The 26,819-nt window shown below is 72.4% G+C and carries 27 protein-coding genes and 1 tRNA gene; 11 read left to right on the top strand and 17 right to left on the bottom strand.

What is annotated here, in order from left to right; translation table 11 throughout:
* Positions 1-11 precede the first annotated feature (11 nt).
* The 9 genes from ACQEVB_RS34200 to ACQEVB_RS34160 form a co-directional block, all read right to left on the bottom strand.
* Positions 12-1,166, bottom strand: a complete 1,155-nt coding sequence (locus ACQEVB_RS34200) for an ROK family transcriptional regulator (protein ID WP_432981620.1) — start codon at positions 1,164-1,166, stop codon at positions 12-14.
* The gene (locus ACQEVB_RS34195) at positions 1,167-2,699 is read right to left on the bottom strand and encodes a GMC oxidoreductase (RefSeq protein ID WP_432981617.1); all 1,533 of its coding nucleotides are present in this window, start codon (positions 2,697-2,699) and stop codon (positions 1,167-1,169) included.
* Positions 2,696-3,979: a carboxylesterase family protein gene (locus tag ACQEVB_RS34190; protein WP_432981614.1), complete on the bottom strand. Its 1,284-nt coding sequence runs from the start codon at positions 3,977-3,979 to the stop codon at positions 2,696-2,698. The genes ACQEVB_RS34195 and ACQEVB_RS34190 overlap by 4 nt, the downstream gene beginning before the upstream one ends.
* Positions 3,976-4,893: a sugar phosphate isomerase/epimerase family protein gene (locus ACQEVB_RS34185; RefSeq protein ID WP_432981611.1), complete on the bottom strand. Its 918-nt coding sequence runs from the start codon at positions 4,891-4,893 to the stop codon at positions 3,976-3,978. Before ACQEVB_RS34185 ends, ACQEVB_RS34190 begins: the two co-directional genes overlap by 4 nt.
* A 15-nt stretch (positions 4,894-4,908) precedes the next feature.
* Positions 4,909-5,781 carry a carbohydrate ABC transporter permease gene (locus tag ACQEVB_RS34180; protein WP_432981608.1) on the bottom strand — a complete coding sequence of 291 codons (873 nt, stop codon included), beginning with the start codon at positions 5,779-5,781 and terminating at the stop codon, positions 4,909-4,911.
* Positions 5,778-6,701, bottom strand: coding sequence for a carbohydrate ABC transporter permease (locus ACQEVB_RS34175; protein WP_432981605.1), 924 nt, complete (start codon positions 6,699-6,701; stop codon positions 5,778-5,780). The genes ACQEVB_RS34180 and ACQEVB_RS34175 overlap by 4 nt, the downstream gene beginning before the upstream one ends.
* A 6-nt stretch (positions 6,702-6,707) precedes the next feature.
* Positions 6,708-8,015, bottom strand: a complete 1,308-nt coding sequence (locus ACQEVB_RS34170; RefSeq protein ID WP_432981602.1) for an extracellular solute-binding protein — start codon at positions 8,013-8,015, stop codon at positions 6,708-6,710.
* A gap of 120 nt (positions 8,016-8,135) precedes the next feature.
* Positions 8,136-9,440, bottom strand: coding sequence for a chloride channel protein (locus ACQEVB_RS34165; protein ID WP_432981599.1), 1,305 nt, complete (start codon positions 9,438-9,440; stop codon positions 8,136-8,138).
* Between the two features lie 11 nt (positions 9,441-9,451).
* Positions 9,452-10,252: a hypothetical protein gene (locus ACQEVB_RS34160; RefSeq protein WP_432981596.1), complete on the bottom strand. Its 801-nt coding sequence runs from the start codon at positions 10,250-10,252 to the stop codon at positions 9,452-9,454.
* Between the two features lie 99 nt (positions 10,253-10,351).
* Between ACQEVB_RS34160 and ACQEVB_RS34155 the strand changes: the two genes are divergently transcribed.
* Positions 10,352-10,897, top strand: a complete 546-nt coding sequence (locus ACQEVB_RS34155; protein WP_432981593.1) for a dihydrofolate reductase family protein — start codon at positions 10,352-10,354, stop codon at positions 10,895-10,897.
* A 1-nt stretch (position 10,898) separates the two neighbouring features.
* Here ACQEVB_RS34155 and ACQEVB_RS34150 read toward each other — a convergent pair whose 3' ends face one another.
* Both ACQEVB_RS34150 and sigJ read right to left on the bottom strand, forming a co-directional pair.
* Positions 10,899-12,083, bottom strand: a complete 1,185-nt coding sequence (locus ACQEVB_RS34150; RefSeq protein ID WP_432981590.1) for an NAD(P)/FAD-dependent oxidoreductase — start codon at positions 12,081-12,083, stop codon at positions 10,899-10,901.
* A gap of 83 nt (positions 12,084-12,166) precedes the next feature.
* Positions 12,167-13,123, bottom strand: a complete 957-nt coding sequence (sigJ, locus tag ACQEVB_RS34145; protein WP_432981587.1) for an RNA polymerase sigma factor SigJ — start codon at positions 13,121-13,123, stop codon at positions 12,167-12,169.
* Between the two features lie 80 nt (positions 13,124-13,203).
* Here sigJ and ACQEVB_RS34140 point away from each other — a divergent pair, with 80 nt between their 5' ends.
* A complete protein-coding gene (locus ACQEVB_RS34140; RefSeq protein ID WP_432981584.1) occupies positions 13,204-13,554 on the top strand; it encodes a hypothetical protein in 351 nt (116 codons plus the stop codon).
* A 72-nt stretch (positions 13,555-13,626) separates the two neighbouring features.
* Here ACQEVB_RS34140 and ACQEVB_RS34135 read toward each other — a convergent pair whose 3' ends face one another.
* The 5 genes from ACQEVB_RS34135 to ACQEVB_RS34115 are packed head-to-tail and all read right to left on the bottom strand — an operon-like array spanning position 13,627 to position 18,161.
* Positions 13,627-13,941: a hypothetical protein gene (locus ACQEVB_RS34135; protein ID WP_432981581.1), complete on the bottom strand. Its 315-nt coding sequence runs from the start codon at positions 13,939-13,941 to the stop codon at positions 13,627-13,629.
* A gap of 14 nt (positions 13,942-13,955) precedes the next feature.
* On the bottom strand, positions 13,956-14,441 hold the full coding sequence (locus ACQEVB_RS34130; protein WP_432981578.1) for a hypothetical protein: 486 nt from the start codon (positions 14,439-14,441) through the stop codon (positions 13,956-13,958).
* 8 nt (positions 14,442-14,449) lie between these two features.
* A complete protein-coding gene (locus ACQEVB_RS34125; RefSeq protein ID WP_432981575.1) occupies positions 14,450-15,787 on the bottom strand; it encodes an ABC transporter permease in 1,338 nt (445 codons plus the stop codon).
* Positions 15,784-16,512 carry an ABC transporter ATP-binding protein gene (locus ACQEVB_RS34120; protein ID WP_432981572.1) on the bottom strand — a complete coding sequence of 243 codons (729 nt, stop codon included), beginning with the start codon at positions 16,510-16,512 and terminating at the stop codon, positions 15,784-15,786. Before ACQEVB_RS34120 ends, ACQEVB_RS34125 begins: the two co-directional genes overlap by 4 nt.
* Complete coding sequence (locus tag ACQEVB_RS34115; protein ID WP_432981569.1) at positions 16,512-18,161, bottom strand: efflux RND transporter periplasmic adaptor subunit; 1,650 nt, start codon at positions 18,159-18,161, stop codon at positions 16,512-16,514. Before ACQEVB_RS34115 ends, ACQEVB_RS34120 begins: the two co-directional genes overlap by 1 nt.
* 245 nt (positions 18,162-18,406) lie before the next feature.
* On the opposite strand from ACQEVB_RS34115, the gene ACQEVB_RS34110 reads away from it, so the two are divergent.
* Both ACQEVB_RS34110 and ACQEVB_RS34105 read left to right on the top strand, forming a co-directional pair.
* On the top strand, positions 18,407-19,165 hold the full coding sequence (locus tag ACQEVB_RS34110) for a 2-keto-4-pentenoate hydratase (RefSeq protein WP_432981566.1): 759 nt from the start codon (positions 18,407-18,409) through the stop codon (positions 19,163-19,165).
* 165 nt (positions 19,166-19,330) lie between these two features.
* Entirely contained in the window at positions 19,331-19,810 is a 480-nt protein-coding gene (locus ACQEVB_RS34105) for an AMIN-like domain-containing (lipo)protein (RefSeq protein WP_432981563.1), read from the top strand.
* Between the two features lie 113 nt (positions 19,811-19,923).
* Here ACQEVB_RS34105 and ACQEVB_RS34100 read toward each other — a convergent pair.
* Positions 19,924-19,999 (bottom strand) — tRNA-Asn (locus ACQEVB_RS34100).
* A gap of 147 nt (positions 20,000-20,146) precedes the next feature.
* On the opposite strand from ACQEVB_RS34100, the gene ACQEVB_RS34095 reads away from it, so the two are divergent.
* From ACQEVB_RS34095 to galK, 7 genes are all read left to right on the top strand, one after another.
* Complete coding sequence (locus tag ACQEVB_RS34095; RefSeq protein WP_432981560.1) at positions 20,147-20,359, top strand: hypothetical protein; 213 nt, start codon at positions 20,147-20,149, stop codon at positions 20,357-20,359.
* Between the two features lie 261 nt (positions 20,360-20,620).
* Positions 20,621-21,970, top strand: coding sequence for an ABC transporter substrate-binding protein (locus ACQEVB_RS34090; RefSeq protein WP_432981557.1), 1,350 nt, complete (start codon positions 20,621-20,623; stop codon positions 21,968-21,970).
* A gap of 17 nt (positions 21,971-21,987) precedes the next feature.
* The gene (locus tag ACQEVB_RS34085) at positions 21,988-22,854 is read left to right on the top strand and encodes a carbohydrate ABC transporter permease (RefSeq protein ID WP_432981554.1); all 867 of its coding nucleotides are present in this window, start codon (positions 21,988-21,990) and stop codon (positions 22,852-22,854) included.
* Positions 22,851-23,768: a carbohydrate ABC transporter permease gene (locus ACQEVB_RS34080; protein WP_432981551.1), complete on the top strand. Its 918-nt coding sequence runs from the start codon at positions 22,851-22,853 to the stop codon at positions 23,766-23,768. Before ACQEVB_RS34085 ends, ACQEVB_RS34080 begins: the two co-directional genes overlap by 4 nt.
* Before the next feature lie 8 nt (positions 23,769-23,776).
* Positions 23,777-24,541 carry a DeoR/GlpR family DNA-binding transcription regulator gene (locus tag ACQEVB_RS34075; protein ID WP_432981548.1) on the top strand — a complete coding sequence of 255 codons (765 nt, stop codon included), beginning with the start codon at positions 23,777-23,779 and terminating at the stop codon, positions 24,539-24,541.
* Complete coding sequence (gene galT / locus ACQEVB_RS34070; protein ID WP_432981545.1) at positions 24,538-25,629, top strand: galactose-1-phosphate uridylyltransferase; 1,092 nt, start codon at positions 24,538-24,540, stop codon at positions 25,627-25,629. The genes ACQEVB_RS34075 and galT overlap by 4 nt, the downstream gene beginning before the upstream one ends.
* Entirely contained in the window at positions 25,626-26,741 is a 1,116-nt protein-coding gene (gene galK / locus ACQEVB_RS34065) for a galactokinase (protein WP_432981542.1), read from the top strand. Before galT ends, galK begins: the two co-directional genes overlap by 4 nt.
* Positions 26,742-26,819 lie beyond the last annotated feature (78 nt).

Below are 26,819 nucleotides of genomic sequence, written 5' to 3'. Positions count from 1 at the left end.
AGAAGAGCCCTTCAGAAGAGCTCGGCCTCGATGCGGGTGAGCGAGTGACGCAGTGCACCACGGATGACGGCGTCGTCCCCGAGCGTCGACGCGTGCAGCCGGGTGCCCGGCCGCACCAGGGTCGCCAACTCGCGCTCGATGGCCGGCACGAGCACGTCGCCTGCGCGGCCCGTCGAGCCGCCCACAACGAGCACCTCCGGCGCGAGCAGGCACATGATCGCGTGCAGCGCGGGGGTGAGGTCGTGGGCGAGGTCGGCGACGGCGCGCCGGGCTTCCGGCTCGCCCGCGCGGGCCCCGGCCAGCGCGTCCTCCGCCGCGCGGCGCGCAGAGGGGTCGGGCGATCCCAGGTGCAGCAGCGCGTTCGGCCGGATCGTGCGGCCGACGTGGAAGAACGACTCCGCCCAGAACACCTCGCCGGCCTGCCCGTCGTGCCCGCGGTACAGCTCGCCGTCGATGACGATGCCGACACCGGACCGCACCCCGTTGGACAGCACGAACACGAAGTTGTCGACGCCGCGGGCTGCGCCCTGCCACGCCTCGCCGACGGCGGCGAGCTTCGCGTCGTTCTCGACCGTGACGTCGCAGTCGAAGAGGTCGCCGAGCTCGCCGGCCAGGTGGAAGCCCGACCAGTCGCCCCCGACGAGCGCGAGGTCGCCGTCCTTGCGGCGCAGGTCGACCACGCCGTCGTCGTGCACGACACCCATGGACGCCACGGTCACGGCCCGCACGTCCGAGCGCCCGAGACCGGCGCGGGCGACGAGCGCGGTGACCGCGGCGTGCACCGCGGCGACGCGGTCGGCGCGCCGGGCGTCGCTCCCGACGGGTGTGCGCTCGCTCGCGACCACGTTCCCGACCAGGTCGCAGATCGCGACGGCGATGGCGTCCTCCCCGATCTCGATCGCCATCGCGTGGGCGATCCGCGGGTTGAACGCGTAGGAACGTGCGGGCCGGCCGACGGTGCGCGGCTCCGCGGACGGGTCGGTCTCGTGCACGTGCCCGCTCGCGAGCAGCTCCTCGACGATGAGCTCGACGGTGCGGCGCGACAACCCGCTGGCCCTGGCGAGCTCGGCCATGGTGACCGACCCGCGATCCCGGACGATGCGCAGGCAGGCGCCCCGGTTGAGCTTCCGCATGATCGCGGGGTCGATCCGTGCCGGGGGCGGCATTCAGCACACCCGGACCGACTCGATGTTCCGCGCCACCGCGCGTGCCGCACGCACGGCCGTGATCATGCCGGTCAGCGTCGAGTTGCACACGAGCGCGGTCGGCACGACGCCGTTGCCCGCGACGTAGAGGTTGTCGAAGCCCCACACCCGGCCTTCTGCATCGCACACGCTCGTGCCGTCATCGGTCCCGCCCATCCGCACGGTGCCTGTGTAGTGCAGCGACGAGCCGGGGGCGAGCAGCATCGACTCGGACTCCGGGTCGAACGGCCCGAACGCCTCGGCGAGGCGCCGCATGGTCACCCGCGCCTCGTCGATGAGGGCGAGGTCGCGCTCCGAGTAGCCGAACTCGACGGTGATGCGGGGCAGGCCCGCGGCGTCCGTCTCGGTCTCGGAGAAGACGAGCCGGTTCTCGGCGCGGATCTCGGTGGGCACGTAGAGCGAGATGCCGAACGAGTAGGCGAGCGGGGCGTTGTCGTCGTCGACGAAGACGCTGTTCATGATCTGCCCGTGGAACGGGTTGGCGGCCCCGTTGTGCGGGATCCACAGCGAGTCGGCGACCCACTCGTCCGCACGGCGGGGTGGCAGGTCGGCGAGGGTGAGCCCGAAGCGGTCGAGGTCGACCAGCACGCGGCCGGTGAGGAACGCGTGCTCGTTGAGGTAGCGGCCCAGCGCCGGCATGCGGATGCCGGACGCGAAGAGCAGCTGCGGCGTGCGCATGGTGTCGGCGCACACGATGGTCGAGCGCGCGGCGACGGTGTACTCGGTGTACTCGGAGTCGCCGGCCACGTCGCGCACGCGCGCGCCCGTGCAGCTCGTGCCGTCGTGGAGGAGCTCGACGGCGAGGGTGCCCGCGCGCAGCTCGAAGTGCGGGTCGTCGCCGGTGCCGATGGCCGGGAAGATGCGGTTGGGGCCGGTCCGGGGCATCGGGCCCGGCACCACCGGCTCGACCGCCATGGGCATGGCCTGCGGCGCGCGCCCGGGCGAGCTGGGCAGGAGTGCGTCGAGCGTCGCCAGCACGGCCTCGCCCGGCCGCGACAGCGGGAACGGGGCCGGGTGCACGCGCAGCACGGCGCGCGCCGTGTCGAGGTCGGCGGCCCACCGGTCCGGGTCGCCGTGGTCGAACACCTCGTCGCCGGCCGGCCACGGCGTCGCCGCGGTCCAGTGCACGCCCATCCCGCCGAGGTTCCAGGCGACAGCGCTCGCGGGCATGGCGTCGGCCTGCTCGCCGAACGCGGACAGGTGGTACATGCCCGGCTCGGCGCCCACGACCGTGCCGCCGATGTCCGGGCTGGTCTCGGCGCCGACGTAAAGGGCCTGGATGCCCGACTGGACCTCGGCGTTGTAGCGCTTCCAGATCGCCGGCTCTGGGGTGTCGTGCAGGTGCTGGCCGGGGATCGAGCCGATGGGCGAACCCCCGTCGACCATGACGATGTGCGCGTCCGGCTGTGCCCGGCGCACCAGCTGCGCGACCGCCGCGCCCATGAGCCCACCGCCCACGATCAGGACGTCGGCCGGGGCGTGCGTGTGGGTCATGTGGGGCCTTTCACGTGCATGTCCGCGACATCGTCGTAGCGGCCGGATCTCGTGCTGGGAACGGTGTCGTAGATGCGGCAGTCGTCGCCGGTGCGGCCGCGGGCCGGTGCCCACGCGGGGTCCGCGCCGTGTACGAAGCGGACCACCTCGCCGTGCAGGAACGTCGCGAGCGGCTGCGGTGCCGCGCCGAGCTTCTCCCGCACGCCGGGGGCGTCGAGCACGTCGAAGAAGAACGGGAGGTCGGCGCAGTGCGTCGCGCCACCGGTGACGGGCGAGTCCCAGTCGAACGAGTAGAGCCAGGTGCCGGCCGCGTCCCGGCGGGCCCGGGTGACCCGCGTGCACGTCGAGCGGAAGAGCACGTCGGTGGCAACGGGGTCGCGGAACTCGTCCGCCGTGCTGCCGAGCAGCAGCGGCTTGTCCAGCCCGCTGCGGGCGAGTCCGGCGCGGATGCCGTCCGGGAGCAGCTCGTCGCCCGACACCGGCATGAGGTGGACCCCGTCCTGCGCGTCCCGCCTGCGCCGCGCGGCGCGCTGCAGAGCGGTGTCGGAGACGCCGGCGAAGCCCTCGATCGTGGCCGGGACGCCCAACTCCCGGGCGAACGCCTCCGTGACCTGCCGGGCCTCGTCGGGCGTCTGGCACAGGTCGATGCCGGAGAGGCTGATCGCCCGGTCGAAGAGCGGCTGCGCGCGCTCGCACGCGAGCAGCGCGAGCACCGCGCCGCCACCGGCGGACTGGCCGGCGACCGTCACCCGGTGCGGGTCGCCGCCGAAGGCGGAGATGTTGTCGCGCACCCACTCGAGGGCGCAGATCCAGTCGAGCATCCCGCGGTTCGGCTCCGCCTCCGGCAGCAGGCCGAAGCCGTCGAACGCCAGCCGGTAGGCGATCGTCACGACGACCACGCCGTCGCGCACGAACGAGCGCCCGTCGTACCACGGGCTGGCCGCGGATCCCGCCGCGTAGCCGCCGCCGTGGATCCACACGAGCACCGGGAGTCGGGTCCCCTCGGCCGGCGCGAACACGTTCAGGGTGAGGATGTCGTCGCCGGGGATCGACGGCTCGGGGATGGCCGTGACCTCGGCGAACGGGACGCGCTGCGGGGTCGCGCCCCACGCGGTCGCCGCGAACCCGCCGTCGAACCGGGGGCGCCGCACCGGAGCACGCCACCGCAGCGGGCCCACGGGCGGTTCCGCGTAGGGGATGCCCCGGAACTCCGCGACCGCACCTCGGCGCAGCCCGGTGAGCACGCCGGCCGGCGCGTCGACGCGGGGTTCGCCGCTCACGCCACCCCCAGCGCGCGGAGGTGCGTGATCGCCGACCGCAGCTCGGCCACGGGGTCGGCGCACGCGTCGAGCTCGAGGAGCGCGAGGTCGCCGCCCCGGGACGAGCCCATGACGTCCGCCCACGCCGGCCAGTCGACCGTGCCCGCACCCAGCGGCCGCATGAACTCGCGGTGCCGCTCGTGGATCGAAGCGTCGATCACGACGTCGGTGCTCATGGGGCCGGCCGCGTCCTTCCAGTGGGAGATCGCGATCCGCTCCCGGTGCCGGGTCGCGACCGCCACGGGGTCGCCGCCCGAGAGCGTGATGTGCGCGCTGTCGGGGCAGAACCCTACGTAGTTCGGGTCGGTGAGCATGAGCAGGAGGTCGATGTCGCGCGGCTGGCAGAACACCGAGTGCGCCTCGGTGTGCATTGCCGTCACCACGCCGAGCTGGCGGGTCGCCGCGCCGATGTGGTGCACCCGGTCGGCGAGCTGGTCGGCCGCCCAGAGGTCCACGAAGCGCGGCGGCACGGCGTCCGTGGTCGCGCGCATCGGCAGCCCCAGCACCAGCGCGGTGGCGCCGGCGTCGGCCAGCAGCGCGGCGTGCGCGGCGGCCTCGTCCGCGAGCTGGTCGGCGGGGGCGGCCCAGTCGTCCGGTTGCCAGAACCCGCTCACCAGCCGCAGCCCGCGCGCGCTCAGCTCGTCCCGGAACGCCGCCGCCGAGCCGAACGCGCGGATCGCCGTCTCGACGTCGGCGGGCGCGAACGTCACCTCCACGGCGGAGACGCCCGCGGCCACCAGCGCGTCCATCACGGTCGCCCAGATCCGCTCGGGAGCGGTGCACCCGATCCGCCGGATGTCGTCCTCGGTGTCGACGCCCCAGAACCCGGGGTGGAAGAAGGTGATCAGGTCGACGCCGAAGGCCGTGACGGGCATGCGGTCCACCTTTCGCTACTTGAGGCCGGTCGCGGCGATGCCCTGGATGAAGTACTTCTGGAGCAGCAGGAACAGCACGAGCACGGGCAGCATCACGACCACGGCACCGGCGAGGAGGAGCCCGTAGTCGGTCGTGTGCGCCTGCTGGCTGGCGGCGGCGAGGCCGACTGGCAGCGTGTACGTCGAGTCGCTCTGGGCCACGATCAGCGGCCAGATGAAGTTGTTCCACGAGAACAGGAAGGTCAGGATCGCCTGCGTCGCGAGGGCCGGGCCGGTCAGCGGCAGGAAGATGCTGCCGAAGATGCGCAGCTCCCCCGCTCCGTCGATGCGGGCCGCGTCGAACAGGTCGTCGGGCAGGGACTGCGCGAACTGCCGCATCACGAAGACGGCGATCGGCAGCACGACCGTCGGCAGGGCGATGCCCGGCAGCGTGTCGACGAGCCCCAGGTTGACGGTCACGACGAACTGCGGCACGAACGTCGCGGCGAAGGGCACCATCAGCGCGACCATTACGGCGCCGAACACCAGCCGCTTGCCGGCGAACCGGAGCTTGGCGAGCGCGTAGCCGGCCATCGAGGCGAAGAGCAGGTTGCCCAGCACCATCATCGCGGCCACGAGCAGGCTGTTGCCCAGGTAGCCGGCGAACCCGTTGTCGCGGAACAGCCGGACGAAGTTGTCGAACGTCGGGTGCACGGGCAGCCAGCCGCCCGGGTCGGACCGGATCTCGTCGGTGCTGCGGAACGCGCCGGCGAACACCCACCCGAACGGGACGAGCGTGACCAGGCCGGCCGCGGTGAGCAGCACGTACGTCGCGACGGGCGCCGGACGCAGGCTGCGGGCCGGCCGGGCGGCGACCACGCGGGATCGCGGATGCGCGAGCGTCGTCATGTCTTCGACCTCAGCGATCGGAACTGGATGACGCTGACCACCGCGACGATGACCACCAGCACGTACGACGACGCCGCGGCCGTGCCGTAGTTGCCGAACCCGAACTGGTGGTAGGTGTACAGCGCCATCGACTGGGTGGACCCGAGCGGGCCGCCGTCGGTGAGCAGGTAGGGCTCGTCGAACACCTGCAGGTAGAACACCGTGATCAGCACGGACACGAGCAGCGTGGTCGGGCGCAGCAGCGGCAGCGTGATGGAGCGCAGCTGTCGCCACCGGCCCGCGCCGTCGAGCGCGGCGGCCTCGTACACGTCGGTCGGGATCGTCTGCAGGCCGGCGAGGAACAGCACCATCGCGGTGCCGAAGTTCTTCCACACCCCCAGCAGGATCACGACGGGCATCGCGAGCCTCTCGTCGCCGAGCCAGTTCGGGCCCGCGAGACCGATCGTCGCGAGCGCCTGGTTGATCGGCCCGCTCGCGTTGAACGCGTACTGCCAGATGATGGCGACCGCCACGACGTTGGTGATGACCGGGGCGTAGAAGGCGACGCGGAACACGCCCTTCAGCCGGTTGATCCCCGTGTTCAGGGCCACCGCCAGCACCAGGCCGATGCCGGCGGTGAGCGGCACCCCGATCACGACGAAGTACAGCGTGTTGAGGATGGAGCGCAGGAACGTCGGATCGGCCAGCAGCGCGGCGTAGTTGGCGAACCCGACGGTGTTCACTGCGAACGGCGACTGCAGGTCGGAGCTGCGGACGTCGGTGAACCCCATGAACAGCGACAGCAGCACCGGCCCTGCCGTGAAGACACCGAACACCGCGACGAACGGCGCGACCAGGAGCCACGCCGCGCCGTTGTGCCGGCGCCCGGTGCGGCGGCGCCGCGCCGGCGCCGCCGCACCCTGGATCGAGGCGAGAGCCATGATCGGCTACTTCGCGCCCGTGCTGATCGTGTCGGCGCGGGACTGCACGTTCTTCATCGCCGCTTCCGGGGTCTCCTTGCCGCGCGCGACGAACTCCATCTCCTTGCCGATCGCGGTCGCGACCTCGGTCCACGTGCTCACGTCCGGCATCTGCTTCGCCCCCTCCAGCTGCGTGAAGTAGGGGGCGAGCAGCGGCTGGCCGGCGACCGCCGGGTCCTTCCACGCCGCCGTCACCGCGGGCAGGCTGCCGTAGGCGGTGAACTGGGCGACCTGCGTGCTCGGCTGCGACAGGTACTTGACCACCTTCCACGCCGACGCGGCCTGCTTCGACTTGGCGAAGACGCCCCAGCTGCCGCCGCCGACGAAGCCGTAGTTGCCGGCCGGCCCGGCGGGGAGCACGGCGGCGCCGATGTTCGCGGCCGTCCATCCCGGCTGCTTGGCGACGGCGTCGAGCTGGCTCACGACCCACGGACCCGTGATGAGCGAGCCGACCTTGCCGCTCACGAGGTAGGGCTGCTGGTCGAGGAACCCCGGCGTGTCCGGCGACGCGACGCCGCTGGTGAAGAGCGACTGCAGGAACGTCGCCGCGCCCACCACCTGCGGCGTGTCGAGCTCCCACTTCGTCCGGTCCGCGTTGAGCAGCGTCGACCCGTTCTGGTAGGCGAGCAGGGCGAGGTCCTGGCCGCTGTAGCGGTCCCAGCCGACGTCGTAGCCGATGCCCTTGACCGCACCGCCGGCCTGCAATCCCTTCAGGAACGGCACCAGTTCGTCCCAGGTCCTCGGCGGCGTGACGCCGGCCTTCGCGGCGAAGTCCTTCCGGTACAGCAGCACGTAGGAGTACGCGTACCAGGGGACCGAGTACGCGACGCCGCCGACCTCGCCGGCGGCGTACGCGGCCGGGAAGAAGGAGCTCTTGTCGACGAGTCCCGCGGGCACGGGCGCGAGCGCCTTCGAGGCGAGCACCTGCGACTGCGACTCGGTGTACAGCTGGGCGATGTCCGGGGTCGTCCCGGCCGCGATGGCCGTCTGCAGCTTGGTCTGGTAGTCGTCGGACGGGATGATCGTCACCTGCACGGTGGCGTCCGGGTTGGCCTTCTTGAAGCCGGCGAGCATCGCGTCGAGCCCGTTCGCGTCGCCGCTCGGGGCCCACAGCGTGACGGTGCCCGTGGCCGGCCCGTCGTCGATCGCTGCGCCGGCCGAGGCGGCGGTGGTGGCGCTCGGCCTGCTGCATGCGGCCACCAGCGCGAGTGCGGCCGTTGCTGCGGCTGCTGCGACGCGCAGCGGGCGGGTGGTGCGGCGTCCCTGTCGGATCATGGGCGGGTCCATTCGCGTGTGGAGCTCGGGGGCGACGGCCTGATTATGCTACGCAGTAGCGTAATTTAATACCGCGTCCGGCGTCTCTTCACCAGGTGGAAACCTGGCGGCAACGGCGCTTCAGCGGGGCCCGAGGCGCGCGGAGTAGATCGAGTAGCCGTCGATCCAGCGGCTGACGGCCGTGGCCAGCGCCGTCGCCAGCACGAGCGGCACCATCAGGTCGAACCCGCCGTGCGTCAGCTCAAGCACGAGTGCGGCGCCGGCCAGCGGGGCCTGCATCGCGGCGCCCAGCAGGGCGGCCGCGCCGATCAGCGCGTACGCCCCGACGGGCGCGCCCGGCCACAGCAGCGACCACACCGCGCCGAGCGCGCCACCCAGGGCCGCGCCCGTCGCGAGCGTCGGCGTGACCAGTCCCCCGGTAGCCCCGCTGCCCAGGCACAGCGCGGTGACGAGCGGCTTCAACACGCACAAGGCGGCCAGCAGCAGCACGGGCGCCGACCCGGTGAACGCCAGCTGGGCGATCACCTGGCCGTTGCCGTAGAGCTGAGGGAACGCCAGGCCGACCGCGGCCAGCACCGCGAACGCGCCGAGCGGCGCGGGCAGCGCCCACCAGCCGCGCGGCTGGTGCCGAGACACCCACGCGACCAGCCGCACGAGCCCGACGGCCACGAGCCCGATCACGGGCCCGGCGAGCAGCGCCCAGCCGACCTCCGCCGGGTGGAACGGGAGGTCGGGCAGGCCGGGGTAGGTCGGTCCGGCCGGCAGCCCGAGCCGGGCCACCAGCGTCGCCACCGACGAGCAGGCCAGCGCCGGCAGCACCACCGGCAGCCGCACGGCACCGAGCAGCACCTCGGCGGTGAACAGCGCGCCACCGAGCGGTACGTCGTAGACGGCGGCGAACCCGGCGCCCGCCCCGCACGCCACGAGCAGCCGCCGCTGCGGCACGGTGAGGCGCGCCCAGCCACCGAGCAGGCTCCCGGCCACACCGCCCATGAGCTTGGGCGCGGCCTCCCGCCCGAGCGACGCGCCGAGCCCGACGACGGTCACCGACAGCACGGCGGTGCCCGTGCTGCGGGCGACGCCGAGCCGGCCGTCGCCCGTCCACACGCAGTCGTCGACGTCGGAGCGGCCGGGCACGAGGCGGCGCAGCAGGAACCAGCCGACCCCGCCGATCACGCCGGCGCCCAGCAGCGGCACGACGGGCGCGGGGGCGCCGGACGCCAGCCGGGCGACGGCGTCGAGGAGCCGCATGAGGGCGATGCCGGCCAGCCCGGCGAGGACGCCGGTGCCGGCGAGCGCGGCCCAGAACCGGACGGTCAGCGGCACGTCGCCGTCGCCGGTGGCGTTGGGTTGCTCCATGGCCCCGCGGCCGGAGCCGATCCGGGTGCGCAGCAGCGGTTGCGGGTCCCGCAGCCGCTCGCTCATATGTCCGGACATTACCCCGTGACGAGCAGTTCCTCCAGTCTTGCCGCCAGCGGCCGGTACCGGCTGACCGGCACCAGGTGCACCCCGGCGAACGCCCCGGTGGCCCGCAGGGCGAGCACCTGCTCGCAGGCGATCTCGACGCCGGCGGCCCGATCTGCGGCCACCCGGCCCACCAGCTCGTCCGGGATCACGATGTCGGGGATGGTCGTCTGCAGGCGCTTGGCCATCGCCTCGCTCGCGAGCACCATCACCCCGGCGTACGCGGGCGGGGCGTCAGGGTTGAGCTCGCGCCAGCGCAGGAACTCCGCCACCGAGAACCCGACCTGCACGAACACCGCGTCGGCCGCGCGCTTCCAGGCCGGCAGCCGCCGCCCGTGCCCGCCCGTCACGCCGACGCGGAACGGCGCGACCCCGGCGAACTCCGGCCGGTCCGCGGTCGCCCGCACCTCGTCGATCATCGTGCGCACGGTGAGCCCGCCCGCCCGGTCGCCCTCGGTCGGCCGGTCGCCGTGCACCAGCAGGAACTCGCGCACCCCGTACGCGGCGGCGGTGAGCAGGTCGCGCCGCAAGCCGAGCAGGTTGCGGTCGCGGGCGTTGACGCAGGCGATGCTGCGCCCGCCCATCGCGTCCACCTCGTTCGCGACGGCGATGCTCGACACCGTGGCCCGGCCGATGTGGTTGTCCGGGATGAGGAACGCGTCCGCCACCGGGGTCAGCACGCCGATCTGGTGGCGGGCGTGCCGCAGGTCCGGGCTGGTCGGCGGCTCGATCTCGCACACGACTCCGAACCCGTGCTCGATCTGCGCCGCCACGATCACCGACCCTACCGCCGACGAACCCGGCGACGACCGATGAGATCGTCACGTCCGCCCGGTCTACCCGCCGTCCACCACCGACAGAAGGAGCCCACCATGGGGAAGATCACCGTTCACGAGTTCTCGTCGCTCGACGGCGTCGTCGAGTCGCCGTCGTGGACGGCGGAGTACGGATTCACCGACAAGATGGGCGAGACCATCGGTGCCCTCACGGGCGCGTCCTCCGGCATCCTGCTCGGCCGCGTCACGTACGAGATGTTCGAGCCCGCGTGGTCCAGCCGCACCGCGGAGGAGGACCCGGGCGCCCCGTTCTTCAACGACACCACCAAGTACGTCGTGTCGTCGACGCTGACCGACCCGACGTGGCGCAACAGCGAGCTGGTCGGCGGCTACGACGCCGCGAAGATCCGCGAGCTGAAGGAGACGTCGGAGGGCAACCTGTTCGTCAGCGGCAGCATCACGCTGGTGCGCGGGCTGCTGGCCGACGGACTGGTCGACGAGCTGCACCTCTTCGTCTTCCCGCTCGCGCTGGGCAGCGGGCTGCGGCTGTTCCCCGACGGCGGCCCGCAGACGAAGCTGGCCCTGCAGTCGGCCGACACGTTCGAGAACGGCGTGGTGCACCTGACGTACGGGCCTGCCTGAGTCACGCCGGCACGGTGCGATCGGCCGGCGCGGCCACGATCCGGAGCCTGCGGCTCGGCATCAGCAGCGTCGGGTGGCCGATGCTCCAGGCCGCTGCGGAGCAGATGAACTCCTTGACGAGCGCCGCCGACCGGCCGGTGAGGACGACCGGGCGAGCCCGGTCGGCCGGGCTCACGTGCTGGACGATGCCGGCGCGCCGGCCGAGGCTGATGCACTGCGCGTAGTAGCCGATCAGGGGTTCCGGGACGCGCCGGCCGGTCAGCCGCGCCGCGACGGCATCGGCGGCCCGCCACGCCGACGGGATCCCCGACGAGCACGACATCCGCAGCGGCGCCCCGCCCGCCCCGATGGCGAACGCGGCGTCGCCCACGACGTGCACGTCCGGGTGCGAGACCGAGCGCATCGCGGCGTCGACGACGATCTGGCCCGTGGGCGCGAGCCGCAGCGTGGTGGCCGCCGCCATCGGGTGGGCGGCGAAACCGGCGGCCCACACGACGACGTCGGCGGGGATGAAGCCGCCCGCCCCGGTCGCCGCGCCGGCCCCGTCCACCGCGGTGACCTCGGTGTGCGCGTGGACGGCGATGCGTAGCCGGTCGAACGTGCGGCGCAGGTACCGCCGGGCCCGCTCGTGCAGCCACTCCCCCGGCTCCCCGCGGACGGCCAGCGCGACGTGCAGGTCGGGCCGGGACTCGGCGATCTCGGTGACGGCCTCGACGCCCGTCAACCCACCGCCGACGACGAGCACCGTGCCCCCCGCAGGGAGGTCGAGCAGGCGCTGGTGCAGCCGCAGCGCGGCCGGCCGGCTCGACACGGAGTGCGCGTGCTCGGCCACCCCGGGCACGCCGTCGGGGGCGACGCTGCCCAGCGCGTACACCAGCGTGTCGTAGCCGATCCGGTCGGTGCCGCCGTGCGGGTCGAGCAGCTCGACGGTGCGGGCGTCGACGTCGACCGCGGTGACCCGCGACGTGCGCACGACCACCCCGGTGTGGGCGAACACGTCGCGCAGCAGGCGCAGCCGCAGCTCCTGACCCACGGCGAGCTGGTGCAGGCGGACCCGCTCGACGAAGTCGGGATCCGCGTTGACCAGCGTGATCTCCACGTCGTCGCGGTGCAGCCTGCGCGCGAGGCGGCCGGCCGCGTGGGTTCCGGCGTACCCGGCGCCGAGGACGACGATGCGGTGCTTCATGGCTGCGCTCCTGTCCGGTTCGCTCGTCGCGTCCAGAACCGGACAGCGCCGCGATTGCTGACAGACCGGCGCTGTGACGTCGCTCACCACGCGGTGGCGATGGGCTCCCCGTGCTCGACCGCCGCCCACTGGCGCGTGATCCGCCCCAGCTTCGCCGGGTTGGCCTGGACGCGGACCGCGGCCACCCCGTCCGGCGTCACCTCCAGCGCCATGACGCCGACGACCCGGCCACCGCCGGCGGCGATCACCGCCGGGCCGCCGTTGACGACCGCGGCGTACAGGCCGGAGCTGCCTCCGACCAGCGACCGGGCGAGCGCCTCCAGCGCGGCGTTCGGCCGGAACAGCCCGCGCAGCAGGCGCGCCACCCGCAGCGCACCGACGACGGGCGCACGGCGGGCCGGCACCACCCCGCCGCCGTCGGTGACGGACGTCGCGTCGTCGGTGAGCAGGCGCAGCAGCGGCGCGGTGTCGCCGGACGTGGCAGCGGCGAGGAACTCCTCGACGATCCGCCGGGCCGCGACCGCGTCGGTCTCCGTGCGGACCCGGCCGTCGGCCAGGTGCTGCCGGGCCCGTCGGTGGATCTGCTGGCAGTTCGCCTCGGTGATGTCGAGGATGCGCGCGATCTCCGCGTGCGGGTGGCCGAACGCCTCGCGCAGCACGTACACGACGCGCTCGTTCGGCGAGAGCCGTTCCATCAGGGTGAGCATCGCCATCGACACCGACTCGCGCTGCTCGACGCTCTCCGCAGGCCCGAGCATCCGGTCGCCCGCCAGCACGGGTTCGGGCAGCCACTCCCCCACGTACGTCTCACGTCGTGCACGGGCCGTGGCGAGCTGGTTGCGGCACACGTTGGTGAGCACCGTCGTCAACCACGCCTCGGGCGTGCGGATGTGCGCCCGATCCGCCCCCTGCCAGCGCAGGAACGTGTCCTGCACCGCGTCCTCTGCGTCGCCCGCAGAACCCAGCAGGCGGTAGGCGATCGCCTCCAGACGTGCGCGCGACGACTCGAACAGCTCGACCTCGTCCGCGCTGAGCCGCACCGTCGCGAGCGTAGAGCAGCGACCGAGGAGGATGGGCCGGGCAGCATCGGGATCCCTGCCCGTCGACACCGGAGGACGCCATGCCCCGAGGACACGCGCAGGCTCGGCTGCGCCTGGTCGCGGTGCTGGTCGCGGCGACGACCGTGCCCGTGACCGCGGCCTGCGGGCAGGCGCCCGCCGCCCCGGTCACCCCCGCGTTCTGCCAGCGGGCCGGCGAGCTGATGGAGCTGGACGACGACATCGAGGACGAGGACGAGTACCCGCAGCTGGTCACCGCCTACGAGGCCACCATCGCCGTCGCGCCGGCCGAGCTCGTCCCCGACCTCACGGCGCTGAGAGACTACTACCGCAACGGCGGCACCGGCGACGGCGACGCCGTGTGGGACGCGAGCGTGCGGCTCACGCAGACCTGGCGGTCCGGGTGCCCGTGACGAGGCGACCTCGGCCGAGCTCCTCGACCAGGCCCCGGATGATGTTCCGCCGCCCGAGCGTCCTCCACACGATCAGGTCGGCGGCATCCCGGTGCGGTCCGGTCGCTGCGGCAACGTGATGCCGCAGGCGTCGAGCGCGGCCCGCACCTCGGGGTCGCCGTACATCCTGCCGCCGGGCGCGCCGGTGGGGCGGGGCCGGTCCGTGGGCCGATCCGTGGGCCGCGGCCCGGGTGTCGGCACGGGGATGCCGGCCGCCTGGAGGCACTGCTCGACCTGCTGCCGGGTCTGCTCGTCCAGGCCGCGGGGGCCGCTCGGCGTCGTGGATCCGCACGCCGCGAGCGCCGCCACCGCCACGATCAGGGACCCGACCCGCGCTGCTGTCCGCATCGTCCGTCCTCTCCTCAGCCGGTGCTCGGCCGCACAGTGACCGCGGTCGCCGTCACAGCGCCGTCGGGGCCTTTCGTGCCGCTCACCGACACCGGGTCGCCGACCTCGGGGTGGCCGAGCCCGGCCGTCGTCACCGTCGCGGTCGCGGGCACGCTGACCTGCACCGCGGTGCCGCCCAGGTCGGTGACCGTCAGCGAGGTGCCGGAGAGCGCCGACACGGTGCCCACCACCACGGGCGGGCCGGCGACCGGGCCTCGAGCCGACGACGCGCCCGCGGCGGCCGCCGGCCGGCCGCGCAGCGCACCCCCGAGCACCGACGCGTCGTGGTTCTTCTGCACCAGCACACCCGCGCCGAAACCCAGCGCCACGACGACCCCGCCGACGAGCAGCAGGGTCAGCTTCGAGGTCTTCCTGGCCGGCGCGTCCCAGCCCTCGTCGACGAGGTCGTCGGGCTCGGCCGCCACCACGGGGAGGACGTCGGTGGCGTCGTGATCGGACATGGTCACCCTCACTCGTAGCGCAGTGCGTCGATGGGCCGCAGCGAGGCCGCGCGGTTGGCCGGGTAGATGCCGAAGAACAGCCCGATGGCGACGGAGACACCGAACGCCAGCACCACCGAGTACGGCGCGACGACCAGCTGGAACGTGCCGAACCGCAGCTGCCCGGCCGCCACGCCGATGACGACGCCGACGATGCCGCCGAGCACCGCGAGCAGTACCGCCTCCATCAGGAACTGGCCGACGATGTCGGCGCGCTGCGCGCCGACGGCCTTGCGGATGCCGATCTCGCGGGTCCGTTCGGTGACGGTGACCAGCATGATGTTCATGACGCCGATCCCGCCGACGAGCAGGGAGATGCCGGCGACGGCGCCCAGCAGCAGCGTGAACGTGGACGTGGTGGCGAGCGCGGCCGACTGGATCGAGCTCGGGTTGAAGATCGAGAAGTCGGCGGTGGCGGCGGTGACCTCGTGCCGGGCCGTCAGCACCGACGTCACCTGCGCGCTGACCGCGTCCACGGCGTCGGCGGCGCGCGCCTTCACCGAGATGCTGGAGAGGTTGCCGTAGCCGGTCAGGGTGTCCTGCACGGCGGTGAGGGGCGCGATCATGCGGTCGTCCTGGTCCTGCGGGCCGGTGCTGCCCTTCGCGGCCAGCAGCCCGGTGACGGTGAAGTCGACCCCGTTGACCTGCACGACCTGCCCGACGATCGCGGCCGCGTCAGGGCCGGCGAGCGCCGTCGCGACCGTGGAACCGATCAGCGCGACCCGCCTGCGGCCGGTGTAGTCGGAGTCGGAGATGCCGGCGCCGGCGACGACCGCGTCGTTGTTGTTGACGAGGTAGCTGGGCGTGGTGCCCGTCATGCTCGGCACGGTGTGCGACGCGCCCCGGTAGGTGACGGTGACGTTCTGCGCGGCCACGACGGGCGCGACCGACACCACGTCGGGTGCGGAGACGGGGTCGGAGAGCGCCGCGGCGTCGGCGAGGGTGAGCGCGGGCACCGTTGTGCGGGTGCCGTTGTCCACGGTGGCGGTCGGTCCGGGGCGGGCGTTCGCGCCGGGCCGGCCGCCCGCCTGACCGCCACCGAGCAGGCCGCCGAGCGCACCACCGCCGATGGCGACCCGGCCGCCGCCGCGGTTGCCCGCCCCGGTCGACGTCGACGTGACGGTGATCGTGTTGCTGCCCAGCGCGCTGATCGACCGCTGCACCGCGGCGCTCGCGCCGTTGCCGGCGGCGATCAGGACGATCACGGCCGCGACGCCGATGATGATCCCGGACATCGTGAGCAGCGAGCGCAGCTTGTTGGCCAGCACGCCGCGCAGCGCGAACCGGGCGCTCTCCCGGACGTTCACCCGGCCGCCCGCAGCACCGGCGGCGGACCCGCGACCGCCGCCGCGCGACGGTCCGAGCGCACGGTGCCGTCCTGCATGCGCAGCACGCGCTTGGCGTGCGCCGCGACCTCCTCCTCGTGCGTGATCACCACGAGCGTGCGACCGGCCGCGTTGAGCCGGTCGAACAGCGCCAGCACCTCGTCGGTGCTGCGGCTGTCGAGGGCGCCCGTCGGCTCGTCAGCCAGAAGCAGGACGGGGTCGGTGGCGATGGCGCGGGCGATCGCGACGCGCTGCTGCTGACCACCGGACAGCTGCGAGGGCAGGTGCCCGGCCCGGTCCGACAGCCCGACCTGGGCGAGCGCGGCCAGCGCGCGCTGCCGCCGCTCGGCCGCCGCGACCCGCGCGTAGGCCATCGGCAGCTCGACGTTCCTGGTCGCGGTGGTGCGCGGGATCAGGTTGAACGACTGGAAGACGAAGCCGATCTTCCGGTTGCGGATGATCGCCTGGCGGCGCTCGTCGAGCCGGCGCACGTCCACGCCGTCGAGCAGGTAGCGGCCGCGGGACGGCGCGTCGAGGCAGCCGATGATGTTCATCAGCGTCGACTTGCCCGAACCCGACGCGCCCATGACGGCCACGTAGTCGCCGCGCTCAACGACCAGGTCGACCCCGTCGACGGCGCGCACGAGGCTCTCCCCCGTTCCGTAGAGCTTCGCGACACCGCGCAGCTCGATGACCGGGCGCGCCATCAGCCACCCACCCGCAGCTGCGCGCCGGGAACGCCGTTGCTCGCCGGGCCCGTCGCGGACGGCAGCACCACGGTGTCGCCCTCGGCGACCCCGGAGAGGACCTCGCTGTCGGTGTCGCCCTGCACCCCGAGCTGCACCGGCACCACCACGTCGGTGCCGTCCCGGCGGACGGTGACGGTGTGCCGGTCGCCCTGCGTCGTCACGGCCGCGGTCGGCACCCGCAGCACGGAGTCCTTGGCACTCGTTCGGATCGACAGGTTCGCCGTCGCGCCGACCCCGACACCTGCCGGGACGCTGTCGACGGCCACCGTGATCGGGTAGAGGACGACGTTGTTGGTGACGGTGCTCTGCGGCGTGATCTGCACGACCGAGCCCGTCGCCGTCGTGCCCGTGCCGGGGAAGGTGATCTGGGCCGGCTGGCCGAGCTTGATCTTCGACGCGTCCGCCTCGGCGATGTTCGCGGTGATCGCGAGCTGCGAGAGGTTCGCGATCACGACGAACCCGCTGCCGGCCGACGACGCCGACGACGCCGCCGACGACGCCGCGCTCGACGAGCCCGTGCCGGACGTGCTCGACGTCGTGCCCGTGCTCGAACTCGTCGAGGCGCCCGACGACTCGCCCACCTTCCCGTTGACCGCGAGCACCACCCCGGCCTGCGGCGCCTTCAACGTGGTGTCGTCGACGCCCCTGGTGGCCGTGTCGACGGCGACCTGCGCGGCGTCCACGGTGGCCTGGACCTGCGCGATCTGCGCCGGCGTCTGCGGGTGCTGGTCGGCCTGCTGCGCGAGCTGGGCCGAGGAGACGTTGTTCTTCGCCGTGGTGACCGCAGCTTCCGCGGAGGTGATCGCCTTCTCGTCGGCCAGCTCGGTGTTCCGCTGGTTGTTCTGCGCCGTCGTCACCGCGGCCCGGTCGGCCGCCAGGGTGGCGTCCTTCGAGTTGCACGACGACGCGTCGCTGCTCGTCTGCTTCTGGCTGCTCAGGATGCCCGAGGAACTCTGGTTCGCGTCCGTCCCGGCGGCAGATGTCGTCGTCGGACAGGGCGCCTGCTCGTCGATGCGGAGCTTCCGCTGCGCGGCGGCGACGGCGTCGGCGGTGCTCTTGTCGTCGAGGTCCTTCTGCTGATGGGCCTGGTCCAGCTGCTTCTCTGCGGTGTCGAGCGCCTGCTGGGCCGCCGTGATGGCGAGCGCGTCCTTCTGCGCCTGGACCGGCGTGGCGCCGGACTGCGCCTGCGCGAGCGCCGCCTTGGCGCCGGCGAGCTGGGCCTGTGCGGTGCGCAGGCTCGCCTGCGCCGTGTCCGGGTCGATCGTGGCGAGGACCTGGCCGAGCGCGACGGTGTCACCCGCCTTGACGTCCACCTCGCGCACGACACCCGTCGACGTGAAGCTGACCGGCGTGCTGGCCTGCGAGGCGGCGTTGCCGCTGCCGTTCACGCTGGCGGTCACGGAGCCGCGGGTGACGACCGCGGTGCGCTCGACCTGCTGGGGTGCGCTCGGCGTGCCGATCAGCAGGTACGCGGCCACCGCCGTGGCGACCAGCAGCAGGGCGAGTCCGGCGTTCAGCCAACGGTTGCGGTGCGGCGAGCTGCGGATCCGGGTCCACCGCGACGGTGGACGGCCGACGCGTGGCGGGCCCGGAACCATCGTGCTCATGGCACCTCTCGGCTTCTTATGAATCTGCTGTGAATAGTTCTCGAGAAACGACACAGCCGGCGTCAGGCGCCGGCGCGAACGCACCATAGTGGCCGGTCGCCGTTCCGTGTCAACGGGGTCGCCGACGTCATATCCACTGCTCAGCAGGCTGCCCGTTGGCAATTGGGCAATTCGTACCGAATGCACACGAATCGTCGCGCAGCATTCGCCGAACGCTAGGCCGGCCGGTCTGGGAGGATGCCGGTATGAGCTCGACGGACGCGTGCGCGGAGCTGATCTGGCAGGCCTGGACCACGGGTGAACGGATGGCGGCGCTGCCGGCGGAGATCCGGCCGGCCGACGCGGACGCCGCCTGGCGCGCGCAGCGCGCGCTCGACCAGCGGGCGGGCCACCGCTACGGGTGGAAGATCGCGGCCACCTCGCTGGCCGGGCAGGCCCACATCGCGGTCGACGGGCCGCTGCCCGGCCCGCTGTACGAGCGGTTCCGCCACGAGCCCGGCGACGTCCTGCCCTCGCACGACCTGCACATGCGCGTGGTGGAGGCCGAGTTCGCGTTCCGCATGGGCCGCGACGTGCCGGCCGGTGCGGACGTCGTCGACGCGGTCGCCGCGCTGCACCTCGCGGTGGAGATCCCCGACTCCCGCTTCACCGACTTCGTCGCGGTCGGTGGTCCGTCGCTGCTCGCCGACGCCGCCTGCGCGGGCCGGTTCGTCCTCGGCCCGGAGGTCGCGGGCTGGCAGGCCGACGACCTGGCGGCCCGCGCCACCACCATCTCCGTCAACGGGGAGCCGGCGGCGCACGGCTCGGGCAGCGCCGTCCTCGGCCATCCCCTCGCCGCCCTGCGCTGGCTGGCCGACGACCTCGCCGCCCGCGGCGAGACGCTGCGCGCCGGCGACATCGTGACCACCGGGACGACCACGGCGCCGCCGACCATCGCGGCCGGCGACACCGTCCGCGCGGACTTCGGCGACTACGGAGCGGTGGAGCTGTCGTTCCGGCACTGAGGTCGGCTGCGGTACCGCGGTGATCAAGGGCAAACTGTCGTCAGTCGATCTTCGCCGACGACGTTCTGCCCTTGATCACCGAGACCTCGCGCGGCCGATGCAACCCCCGCCGCCGCCCGCTCCGTCCTGCGGGCAACGGCCGAACCGGGGGATGTCATGAAGGCAATGGTCACCGCTCTCGCGGTCGCCCTACTGGCGTGCGCGGCGCCGGCAACCGCGGCGGCCGGCTCCTGCGCCACGGCGTGGGGCACGGACGTCGAGCAGGTGCTGGCCGGTGGCGGAGGCGAGGTGACGGGCGTCCGCGCGGGGACGGACGCCTGCTGGGACCGTGTCGTGATCGACCTCGCCGGCCCGGCCTCCGGCTACACCGTCACCTACGTCGACGAGGTCCGACAGGAGGGCTCCGGCGCGGTCGTATCCGTCACCGGTGCGGCCGAGCTGCAGATCTCCCTGTCCAACCCGCTGCCGCTGGACCGGCGACTGCCGCCCGCGCGGGTGGACGGCTACCCGACCCTGCGCTCGGTCGTCGTCACCGGCGGCTTCGAGGGCCTCGGCCTGGGCGTCGGGGTGCGCGACCGCCTGCCGTTCCGGGTGCTCACCCTGACCGGCCCCGACCGCCTCGTCGTCGACATCGCACACATCTAGACAGATCGCCGCCATGATCATCACCGAGATGAACGTGAGCGGGGTTTTCGAGGCGCAGAACCCCCCTCACGTCCACGTCACACGTGTTGATCAGGGTTCTGACCTGGGAGATGTGGCTCCTCCGGTTGGACTCGAACCAACAACCCTGCGATTAACAGTCGCATGCTCTGCCAATTGAGCTACGGAGGACCGCTCGCCTGCGGTCTCCCGCGCGGCCTGCGCACAACGATAGCCCACCCCCTCCACCGCTTTGGCCCCGGCCCTCCGCACCCGTACTGGGGCAGGATGGAGGGCCGCGGCCGGTGCAGCGGCCGGGACACGGTGAGGAGGCGAGAGATGCTCAGGTTCCTGTTGGGAATGGCGATCGGGTACGTGCTGGGCGCCAAGGCCGGCACCGAACGTTACGAGCAGTTGCGGCGCAGCTACCAGCGCGTGGCCGATCATCCGGCGGTGCAGGGTGCCGCCGGTGTGGTGCGCGCGCGGGTGGAGGAGGCCGTCAACGGCGGTCGGCACACGGCCGACGCGGGCTCGAACGGGCACGCGCGCTAAAGCGCGGACCTGTCCTGCGCAGCGTCGCGCGGGGCGGGTCAGCTCGCACCACCCTCACCTCGCACAGCGATCTGAGGCGCCCCTCCGCGCCCTGACCAGGGCCTCGGTGTGGCTCAGACCACTCCAAACTGTCCAATCTTGTTGGTATTCGGGCGACTCGGCGTTGGAGTCTGTTCGGAAGTATTGACTTCCGGGGCTGACGTGGGCCAAGGTTCGTCCACTTCTCGTCACCCAGTCGGCTGATCTCCAACGGAGGCGACCATGTCCCGACCCGCAACCGAAGCCCAGTACCTGGCTCAGCTGATGCCGCCGTCCGCCGCGGCCACGGGCCTGTCCCGACGCGCGATGCTGCGGGGGGCGCTGGGCGGCGCGGCCCTCCTCGGGGCCACCGGGCTGCTCGCAGCCTGCGGGGGCGGTGGCGGCAGCGCTCCGGCCGGCGGCGCGGCGTCCGGGACGCTGACGTTCGGCTCGAACCAGTCCGACGGCGTGCCGAAGAAGGCCTACGCGGACATGGTGGCCGGCTTCGGCGAGCCGGGGATCCAGGTCGTCACCAACACCATCGACCACAACACGTTCCAGGAGCAGATCACCAACTACCTGCAGGGCCAGCCGGACGACGTGTTCACCTGGTTCGCCGGCTACCGCATGCAGTTCTTCGCGCAGCAGGGCCTCGCGGGTGACATCAGCGACGTGTGGCAGGGCCTCACCGGTTACTCCGACGCGCTGAAGAAGCAGTCGACCGGCACCGACGGCAAGCAGTACTTCGTCCCGCTCGACTACTACCCGTGGGCCGTCTACTACCGCCCCAGCCTGTGGGCGGAGAAGGGCTACACGCCGCCGAAGACGCTCGACGAGCTCGTGGCGCTCTGCACGAAGATGCAGGCCGACGGGATCGTGCCGATCGCGTTCGCCGACAAGGACGGCTGGCCTGCGATGGGCACCTTCGACCAGCTGAACCTGCGCATCAACGGCTACCAGTTCCACGTGGACCTCATGGCCGGCAAGGAGGCGTGGGACTCGCCGAAGGTCGCGAAGGTCTTCGACACCTGGAAGCGGCTCCTGCCCTTCCACCAGCCCGACTCGCTGGGCCGGACCTGGCAGGAGGCCGCGCAGTCGCTGCAGCAGAAGAAGACCGGGATGTACGTGCTCGGCACGTTCGTCGCCCAGCAGTTCCCCGCCGGCCCGGACCGCGACGACGTCGACTTCTTCCCGTTCCCCGAGGTCGACTCGGCTGTCGGGACCGGTGCCATCGAGGCGCCGATCGACGGCTTCATGATGTCGGCGAAGCCGAAGAACGAGGCCGCGGCCAAGAAGTTCCTCGCCTACCTCGGGTCGGCCAAGGCTCAGGACATCTACGTGAAGTCCGACTACACGGTGGTGGCCGCGAGCGACAAGGCCGACACATCCGGCTACACGAAGCTGCAGAAGAAGGCCGCCGACTACGTGGCGAAGGCCCAGTCGATCGCGCAGTTCATGGACCGCGACACCCGTCCCGACTTCGCCTCCACGGTCATGATCCCGGCGCTGCAGCAGTTCATCAAGTCGCCCGACGATGTCGCGGGTCTGACGAAGAGCATCCAGAGCCAGGCTAAGACGATCTTCACGTCATGAGTGGAAAAGTGCGCACGATGACCCGGACCGACCGGGTCGTCGTGACGCTCATGGTCGCGGTACCCACGCTGGTGGTGCTGGGGCTGGTCTGGCTCCCGGCGCTCGGTTCGGTCGCCCTGTCGTTCACCAACTGGAACGGCATCGGGCCGATCAGCTCGGCCAAGGGCGTCGGCTTCACCAACTACGTCAACGTGGCGACGAACTACCCGCCGTTCTGGCCGGCGCTGCAGCACAACCTGATCTGGCTGGCGGCGCTGTTCATCGTCGCCACGCCGATCGGGATGTTCCTGGCGGTGCTGCTGGACCGCAAGATCCGGTTCAGCACCTTCTACCAGTCGGCGCTGTACCTGCCGGTCGTGCTGTCGCTGGCCCTGATCGGGTTCGTCTGGCAGCTGATCTACTCGCGCGACCAGGGCCTGCTCAACGCGGTCCTGGGCACGCAGGTCGACTGGTACGGCAACCCGGACTACAACCTGTGGGCCGCGATCGTGGCCACGTCGTGGAAGCACATCGGGTACATCATGCTGCTGTACCTGGCCGGCCTGAAGGCGGTGGACGGGTCGTTGCGCGAGGCCGCGGCGATCGACGGAGCCAGCGAGCGGCAGACGTTCTTCCGGGTGGTGTTCCCGGTGATGCGGCCGATCAACGTGATCGTGCTGGTGGTGACGGTCATCGAGTCGCTCCGCGCGTTCGACCTGGTCTGGGTGATCAACAAGGGGCGCAACGGGTTGGAGCTCATCGCCACGCTCGTCACGGCGAACGTCGTGGGCGAGGCCAGCCGGATCGGCTTCGGCTCGGCGATGGCGACGATCATGCTGGTGATCAGCTCGGTGTTCGTCGCGATCTACGTGACCGTCGTGGTGCGGGAGGCGAGGCAGCGATGACGACGATCAGCACGTCCTCGCCGGTCGCCGTGCCGGCCGCGGCGACCACCGCGCGGGCGCAGCGACCGCGCTCGTCACGAGCCGGTTTGTACGTGTTCCTCACCGCTGTGGCGCTGTGCTGGATCTTCCCGATCGCGTGGGCGTTGTTCAACTCGTTCCGCGACTACGCGTACACCTCCGTGCACGGCTACGCCTCGATCGGCGGGTTCACGTTCCAGAACTACGTCAACGCCTGGAACCAGGGCGACTTCGGGCTGCACTTCTGGAACTCCGTGGTGATCACGGCGCCGGCGGTGCTGATCACGCTGTTCCTCGCGTCGTGCATGGCGTTCGTGCTCGCCAGGTTCAGCTTCCGGTTCAACGTCACCCTGCTCGGGATCTTCCTCGCCGCGAACCTGCTGCCCCCGCAGTCGCTGCTCATCCCGATCTACCGGATGTTCCGGGCGATCCCGCTGCCGGACTGGATGAGCTCGTCGGGGTCGTTGCTCAACACCCCGCTGGGCGTCATCGCGATCAACATCGCATTCCAGCTGGGGTTCTGCGTCTTCGTGCTGTCGAACTACATGAAGACCATCCCCGGAGAGATCTACGAGTCCGCCCGGGTCGACGGCGCGAGCGTGTTCCGGCAGTTCTGGCAGCTCACCCTGCCGTTGTGCCGTCCACCGCTGGCGGCACTGGCGACGCTGCAGGTGACCTGGGTCTACAACGAGTTCTTCTGGGCCACCGTGCTGCTGCAGTCCGGTGACAAGTTCCCGATCACCAGCTCGCTCAACAGCCTGCAGGGCCGCTTCTTCACCGACTACAACCTGCTCTCGGCCGGGTCGGTGCTCGCGATGCTGCCAGTGCTGGTGATCTTCTTCGTCCTCCAGCGGCACTTCGTGTCGGGCCTCACGCTGGGCGCGACGAAGGGATAATCACCCCGATGCTCGCCCGGCAGCGCCAGGAACTGATCCTCGACGAGGTCCGCAGCACCGGTGGAGTCCGCGTGTCGGACCTCGTCGAGCGGCTCGGCGTGTCCGACATGACCGTGCGCCGCGACATCGAGGCGCTGGCCGGACGCGGGCTGGTCACCCGTGTGCACGGCGGCGCCACGAACGCCAGCAGCAGCGTCGACGAACCGGGGTTCGCCGCCAAGGCGACCCTGCGGATCGAGGCCAAGCGCGCCGTCGCGAACGCTGCGGCCACGTTGATCGAACCGGGGGCGTCGGTGGCGCTCTCGGCCGGCACGACCACGCACCTCGTGGCGGGCGCGCTGCTGGCCGTGCCTCGGTTGACGGTGGTGACGAACTCGCTGCCCGTCGCGTCGGTGCTGCACGAGGCGGGCCGGGCGGACCTCTCGGTGATCCTCACCGGGGGTGAGCGGACCCCGTCCGACGCTCTCGCCGGGCCCGTGGCAGTGTCGACGATATCCGGCCTGCACGTCGACTGGCTGCTCATGGGCGTGCACGGGATGGACGCGACCGCCGGGTTCACCACCCCGAACCTGGCGGAGGCGGAGACCAACCGCGCGCTGATGCGCAGCGCGCGTCGCACGGCCGTCGTGGCCGACAGCTCGAAGTGGGGAATGGTGGGTCTGATCACCATCGCAGCTCTGGAGGACGTCGACGTCGTGGTGACCGACGACGGGCTCGAGCCGGAGGCGCGCGAGGCCGTGGAGTCGCACTGCTCGCGGCTGGTGATCGCGTGAACCGGATCGCGACGACCCTGGCCGACGGTCGCGAGCTGATCTACTTCGACGACGTCACGAAGGATCGCGAGCCCGCCAAGGACACCCGCGACCTGCCGCACGTCGAGCACGCCTCCACCGCACGGTTCGACGTGCTCACCGGCGAGTGGGTCACGCTGGCCGCGCACCGCATGAACCGCACGTTCCTGCCACCGGCCGATCACTGCCCGCTCTGCCCGACCCGGGAGGGCCGCGAGCCGACGGAGATCCCGGACCCGTCCTACGACGTGGTCGTGTTCGAGAACCGGTTCCCGTCACTTGCCCGGTCGGTGCCCGACACCGAGCCCTACGTCGACGACACCCCGCTGTGGCCGCAGCGGCCGGCGAACGGGCGCTGCGAGGTGGTGTGCTTCACCAGCGACCACGACTCGTCGTTCACGCAGCTGCCGCCGTCGCGGGTGCGCACCGTGATCGACGTGTGGGCCGACCGCACCGCCGAGCTGTCGGCGCTGCCCGGCGTCGCCGAGGTCTTCCCGTTCGAGAACCGCGGCACCGAGATCGGGGTGACGTTGGAGCACCCGCACGGGCAGATCTACGCCTACCCGTTCCTGGCGCCGCGCTCGGCGCAGCTCCTCGCGCAGGCTCGGGCGCACCACCAGCGCACCGGACGTGAGCTGCTCGCCGACGTGCTGGCCGCCGAGCAGGCGGCCGGCACCCGGGTGCTCGTCCGGGGCGAGCACTGGACGGCGTTCGTGCCGGCCGCTGCCCGCTGGCCCATCGAGGCGCACCTGGTGCCGCAGCGGCAGGCGCCCGACTTCGCGGCGCTCGACGACGCGGAGCGGGCGGAACTGGCCGTGCTCTACCACGACCTCCTGCAGCGGTTCACCGCGTTCTTCGGCGAGGAGCCGCCCTACATCGCGGCGTGGCACCAGGCCCCCGTCGGTGAGGGGCGCGAGCTCACCCGCATGTACCTGCAGCTGTTCTCGCTGCGCCGGGCACCGGGCAAGCTGAAGTACCTCGCCGGGTCCGAGTCGGGCGCCGGCGCATGGATCGGCGATACCACGCCGGAGGCGATCGCCGACCGGTTGCGAGAGGTGGGACCCGCATGACAGGGCAGTGGTCGGCGCCCGGGCGCGTCAACATCATCGGTGAGCACGTGGACTACGCGGACGGGCTGTGCCTGCCGTTCGCGATCCCCGAGCGCACCGTCGTCGAGGTGACGCGGCGCAACGACGACCGGCTGCGGCTGACCAGCGCGTTCGAGAACGGCGAGTTCGACGGCGAGCTCACCGAGATCGGCCCGGGCTCGCCGAAGGGCTGGGCAGGCTACGTCGCCGGCGTGCTGTGGGCGCTGTGGGAGGCCGGACACCCGGTGCACGGCATCGACCTGCACGTCACCGCGTCGGTGCCGCTCGGCTCGGGACTCTCGTCGTCGGCCGCCCTGGAGTGCGCTGCCGCGATCGCCGTCGACGAGCTGTTCGAGCTTGGCCTGCCGCGCACCGAGCTGGCCAAGGCCTGCATCCGCGCCGAGAACGAGGTGGTCGGCGCCAACACGGGCGGCATGGACCAGGCGGCGTCGCTGCTGGCCACGGCCGGCAACGCCATCCTCATCGACACCCGCAACGGCGACACCCGCCAGGTTCCCTTCTCCCCCGCCGACGCCGGGCTCGCCGTCCTCGTCATCGACACGAAGGTGCGGCACGCGCACGCCGACGGCCAGTACGGGCAGCGCCGGGCCGCCGTCGAGGAGTCGATCGCGCTCATCGGCTCGCTCCGCGACGCCGACCTCGCCGCCGTCGCCGGCCTGCCGGCGGAGATCCGACCGCGCGCCCGGCACATCGTCACCGAGATCGCGCGCGTCGAGCAGGTGGTCGCGCTGCTGGAGGAGGGGCGGCTCGCCGAGATCGGCCCCATCCTCGACGCCTCGCACGCATCGCTCGCCGATGACCTCGAGGTCTCCTGCGCGGAGCTCGACCTCGCCGTCGAGACCGCCCGCGTGGCCGGGGCCCTCGGCGCGCGCATGGTCGGCGGCGGCTTCGGCGGCTCGGCGATCGCCCTCACCCCGCTCGACCGCGTCGACGCCGTCGGCGACGCCGTGCGCGCCGCGTTCGGCGCCGCCGGGCTGGCCGAGCCGACGGTGCGGCTGTCGGAACCGTCGGCGGGGGCGCACCGGGACGGGCGATCGCTCTGGCGTCATCGCGCCCGGCCAGGGTGTCGGTGATCAAGGGCAAACCGTCGTCAGTTGATCTTCTTCGACCACCTTCTGCCCTTGATCAGCGAACGTCGCCTGGCCCGACGG

Origin of the sequence: Pseudonocardia sp. CA-107938 (assembly GCF_050936315.1) — a bacterium.
Taxonomy (GTDB): domain Bacteria; phylum Actinomycetota; class Actinomycetes; order Mycobacteriales; family Pseudonocardiaceae; genus Pseudonocardia.
Note: the sequence above shows the minus strand (reverse complement) of the source record. Positions and strands in the feature narration are given on the sequence as shown.

Excerpts from the sequence above, each read along its gene's own strand:
- ACQEVB_RS34200 (WP_432981620.1), bottom strand. The coding sequence starts at position 1,166 with ATGCCGCCCCCGGCACGGATCGACCCCGCGATCATGCGGAAGCTCAAC.
- ACQEVB_RS34195 (WP_432981617.1), bottom strand. The coding sequence starts at position 2,699 with ATGACCCACACGCACGCCCCGGCCGACGTCCTGATCGTGGGCGGTGGG.
- ACQEVB_RS34185 (WP_432981611.1), bottom strand. The coding sequence starts at position 4,893 with ATGCCCGTCACGGCCTTCGGCGTCGACCTGATCACCTTCTTCCACCCC.
- ACQEVB_RS34180 (WP_432981608.1), bottom strand. The coding sequence starts at position 5,781 with ATGACGACGCTCGCGCATCCGCGATCCCGCGTGGTCGCCGCCCGGCCG.
- ACQEVB_RS34175 (WP_432981605.1), bottom strand. The coding sequence starts at position 6,701 with ATGGCTCTCGCCTCGATCCAGGGTGCGGCGGCGCCGGCGCGGCGCCGC.
- ACQEVB_RS34170 (WP_432981602.1), bottom strand. The coding sequence starts at position 8,015 with ATGATCCGACAGGGACGCCGCACCACCCGCCCGCTGCGCGTCGCAGCA.
- ACQEVB_RS34165 (WP_432981599.1), bottom strand. The coding sequence starts at position 9,440 with ATGAGCGAGCGGCTGCGGGACCCGCAACCGCTGCTGCGCACCCGGATC.
- ACQEVB_RS34155 (WP_432981593.1), top strand. The coding sequence starts at position 10,352 with ATGGGGAAGATCACCGTTCACGAGTTCTCGTCGCTCGACGGCGTCGTC.
- ACQEVB_RS34150 (WP_432981590.1), bottom strand. The coding sequence starts at position 12,083 with ATGAAGCACCGCATCGTCGTCCTCGGCGCCGGGTACGCCGGAACCCAC.
- ACQEVB_RS34140 (WP_432981584.1), top strand. The coding sequence starts at position 13,204 with ATGCCCCGAGGACACGCGCAGGCTCGGCTGCGCCTGGTCGCGGTGCTG.
- ACQEVB_RS34135 (WP_432981581.1), bottom strand. The coding sequence starts at position 13,941 with ATGCGGACAGCAGCGCGGGTCGGGTCCCTGATCGTGGCGGTGGCGGCG.
- ACQEVB_RS34130 (WP_432981578.1), bottom strand. The coding sequence starts at position 14,441 with ATGTCCGATCACGACGCCACCGACGTCCTCCCCGTGGTGGCGGCCGAG.
- ACQEVB_RS34120 (WP_432981572.1), bottom strand. The coding sequence starts at position 16,512 with ATGGCGCGCCCGGTCATCGAGCTGCGCGGTGTCGCGAAGCTCTACGGA.
- ACQEVB_RS34115 (WP_432981569.1), bottom strand. The coding sequence starts at position 18,161 with ATGAGCACGATGGTTCCGGGCCCGCCACGCGTCGGCCGTCCACCGTCG.
- ACQEVB_RS34110 (WP_432981566.1), top strand. The coding sequence starts at position 18,407 with ATGAGCTCGACGGACGCGTGCGCGGAGCTGATCTGGCAGGCCTGGACC.
- ACQEVB_RS34105 (WP_432981563.1), top strand. The coding sequence starts at position 19,331 with ATGGTCACCGCTCTCGCGGTCGCCCTACTGGCGTGCGCGGCGCCGGCA.
- ACQEVB_RS34095 (WP_432981560.1), top strand. The coding sequence starts at position 20,147 with ATGCTCAGGTTCCTGTTGGGAATGGCGATCGGGTACGTGCTGGGCGCC.
- ACQEVB_RS34090 (WP_432981557.1), top strand. The coding sequence starts at position 20,621 with ATGTCCCGACCCGCAACCGAAGCCCAGTACCTGGCTCAGCTGATGCCG.
- ACQEVB_RS34085 (WP_432981554.1), top strand. The coding sequence starts at position 21,988 with ATGACCCGGACCGACCGGGTCGTCGTGACGCTCATGGTCGCGGTACCC.
- ACQEVB_RS34080 (WP_432981551.1), top strand. The coding sequence starts at position 22,851 with ATGACGACGATCAGCACGTCCTCGCCGGTCGCCGTGCCGGCCGCGGCG.
- ACQEVB_RS34075 (WP_432981548.1), top strand. The coding sequence starts at position 23,777 with ATGCTCGCCCGGCAGCGCCAGGAACTGATCCTCGACGAGGTCCGCAGC.
- galK (WP_432981542.1), top strand. The coding sequence starts at position 25,626 with ATGACAGGGCAGTGGTCGGCGCCCGGGCGCGTCAACATCATCGGTGAG.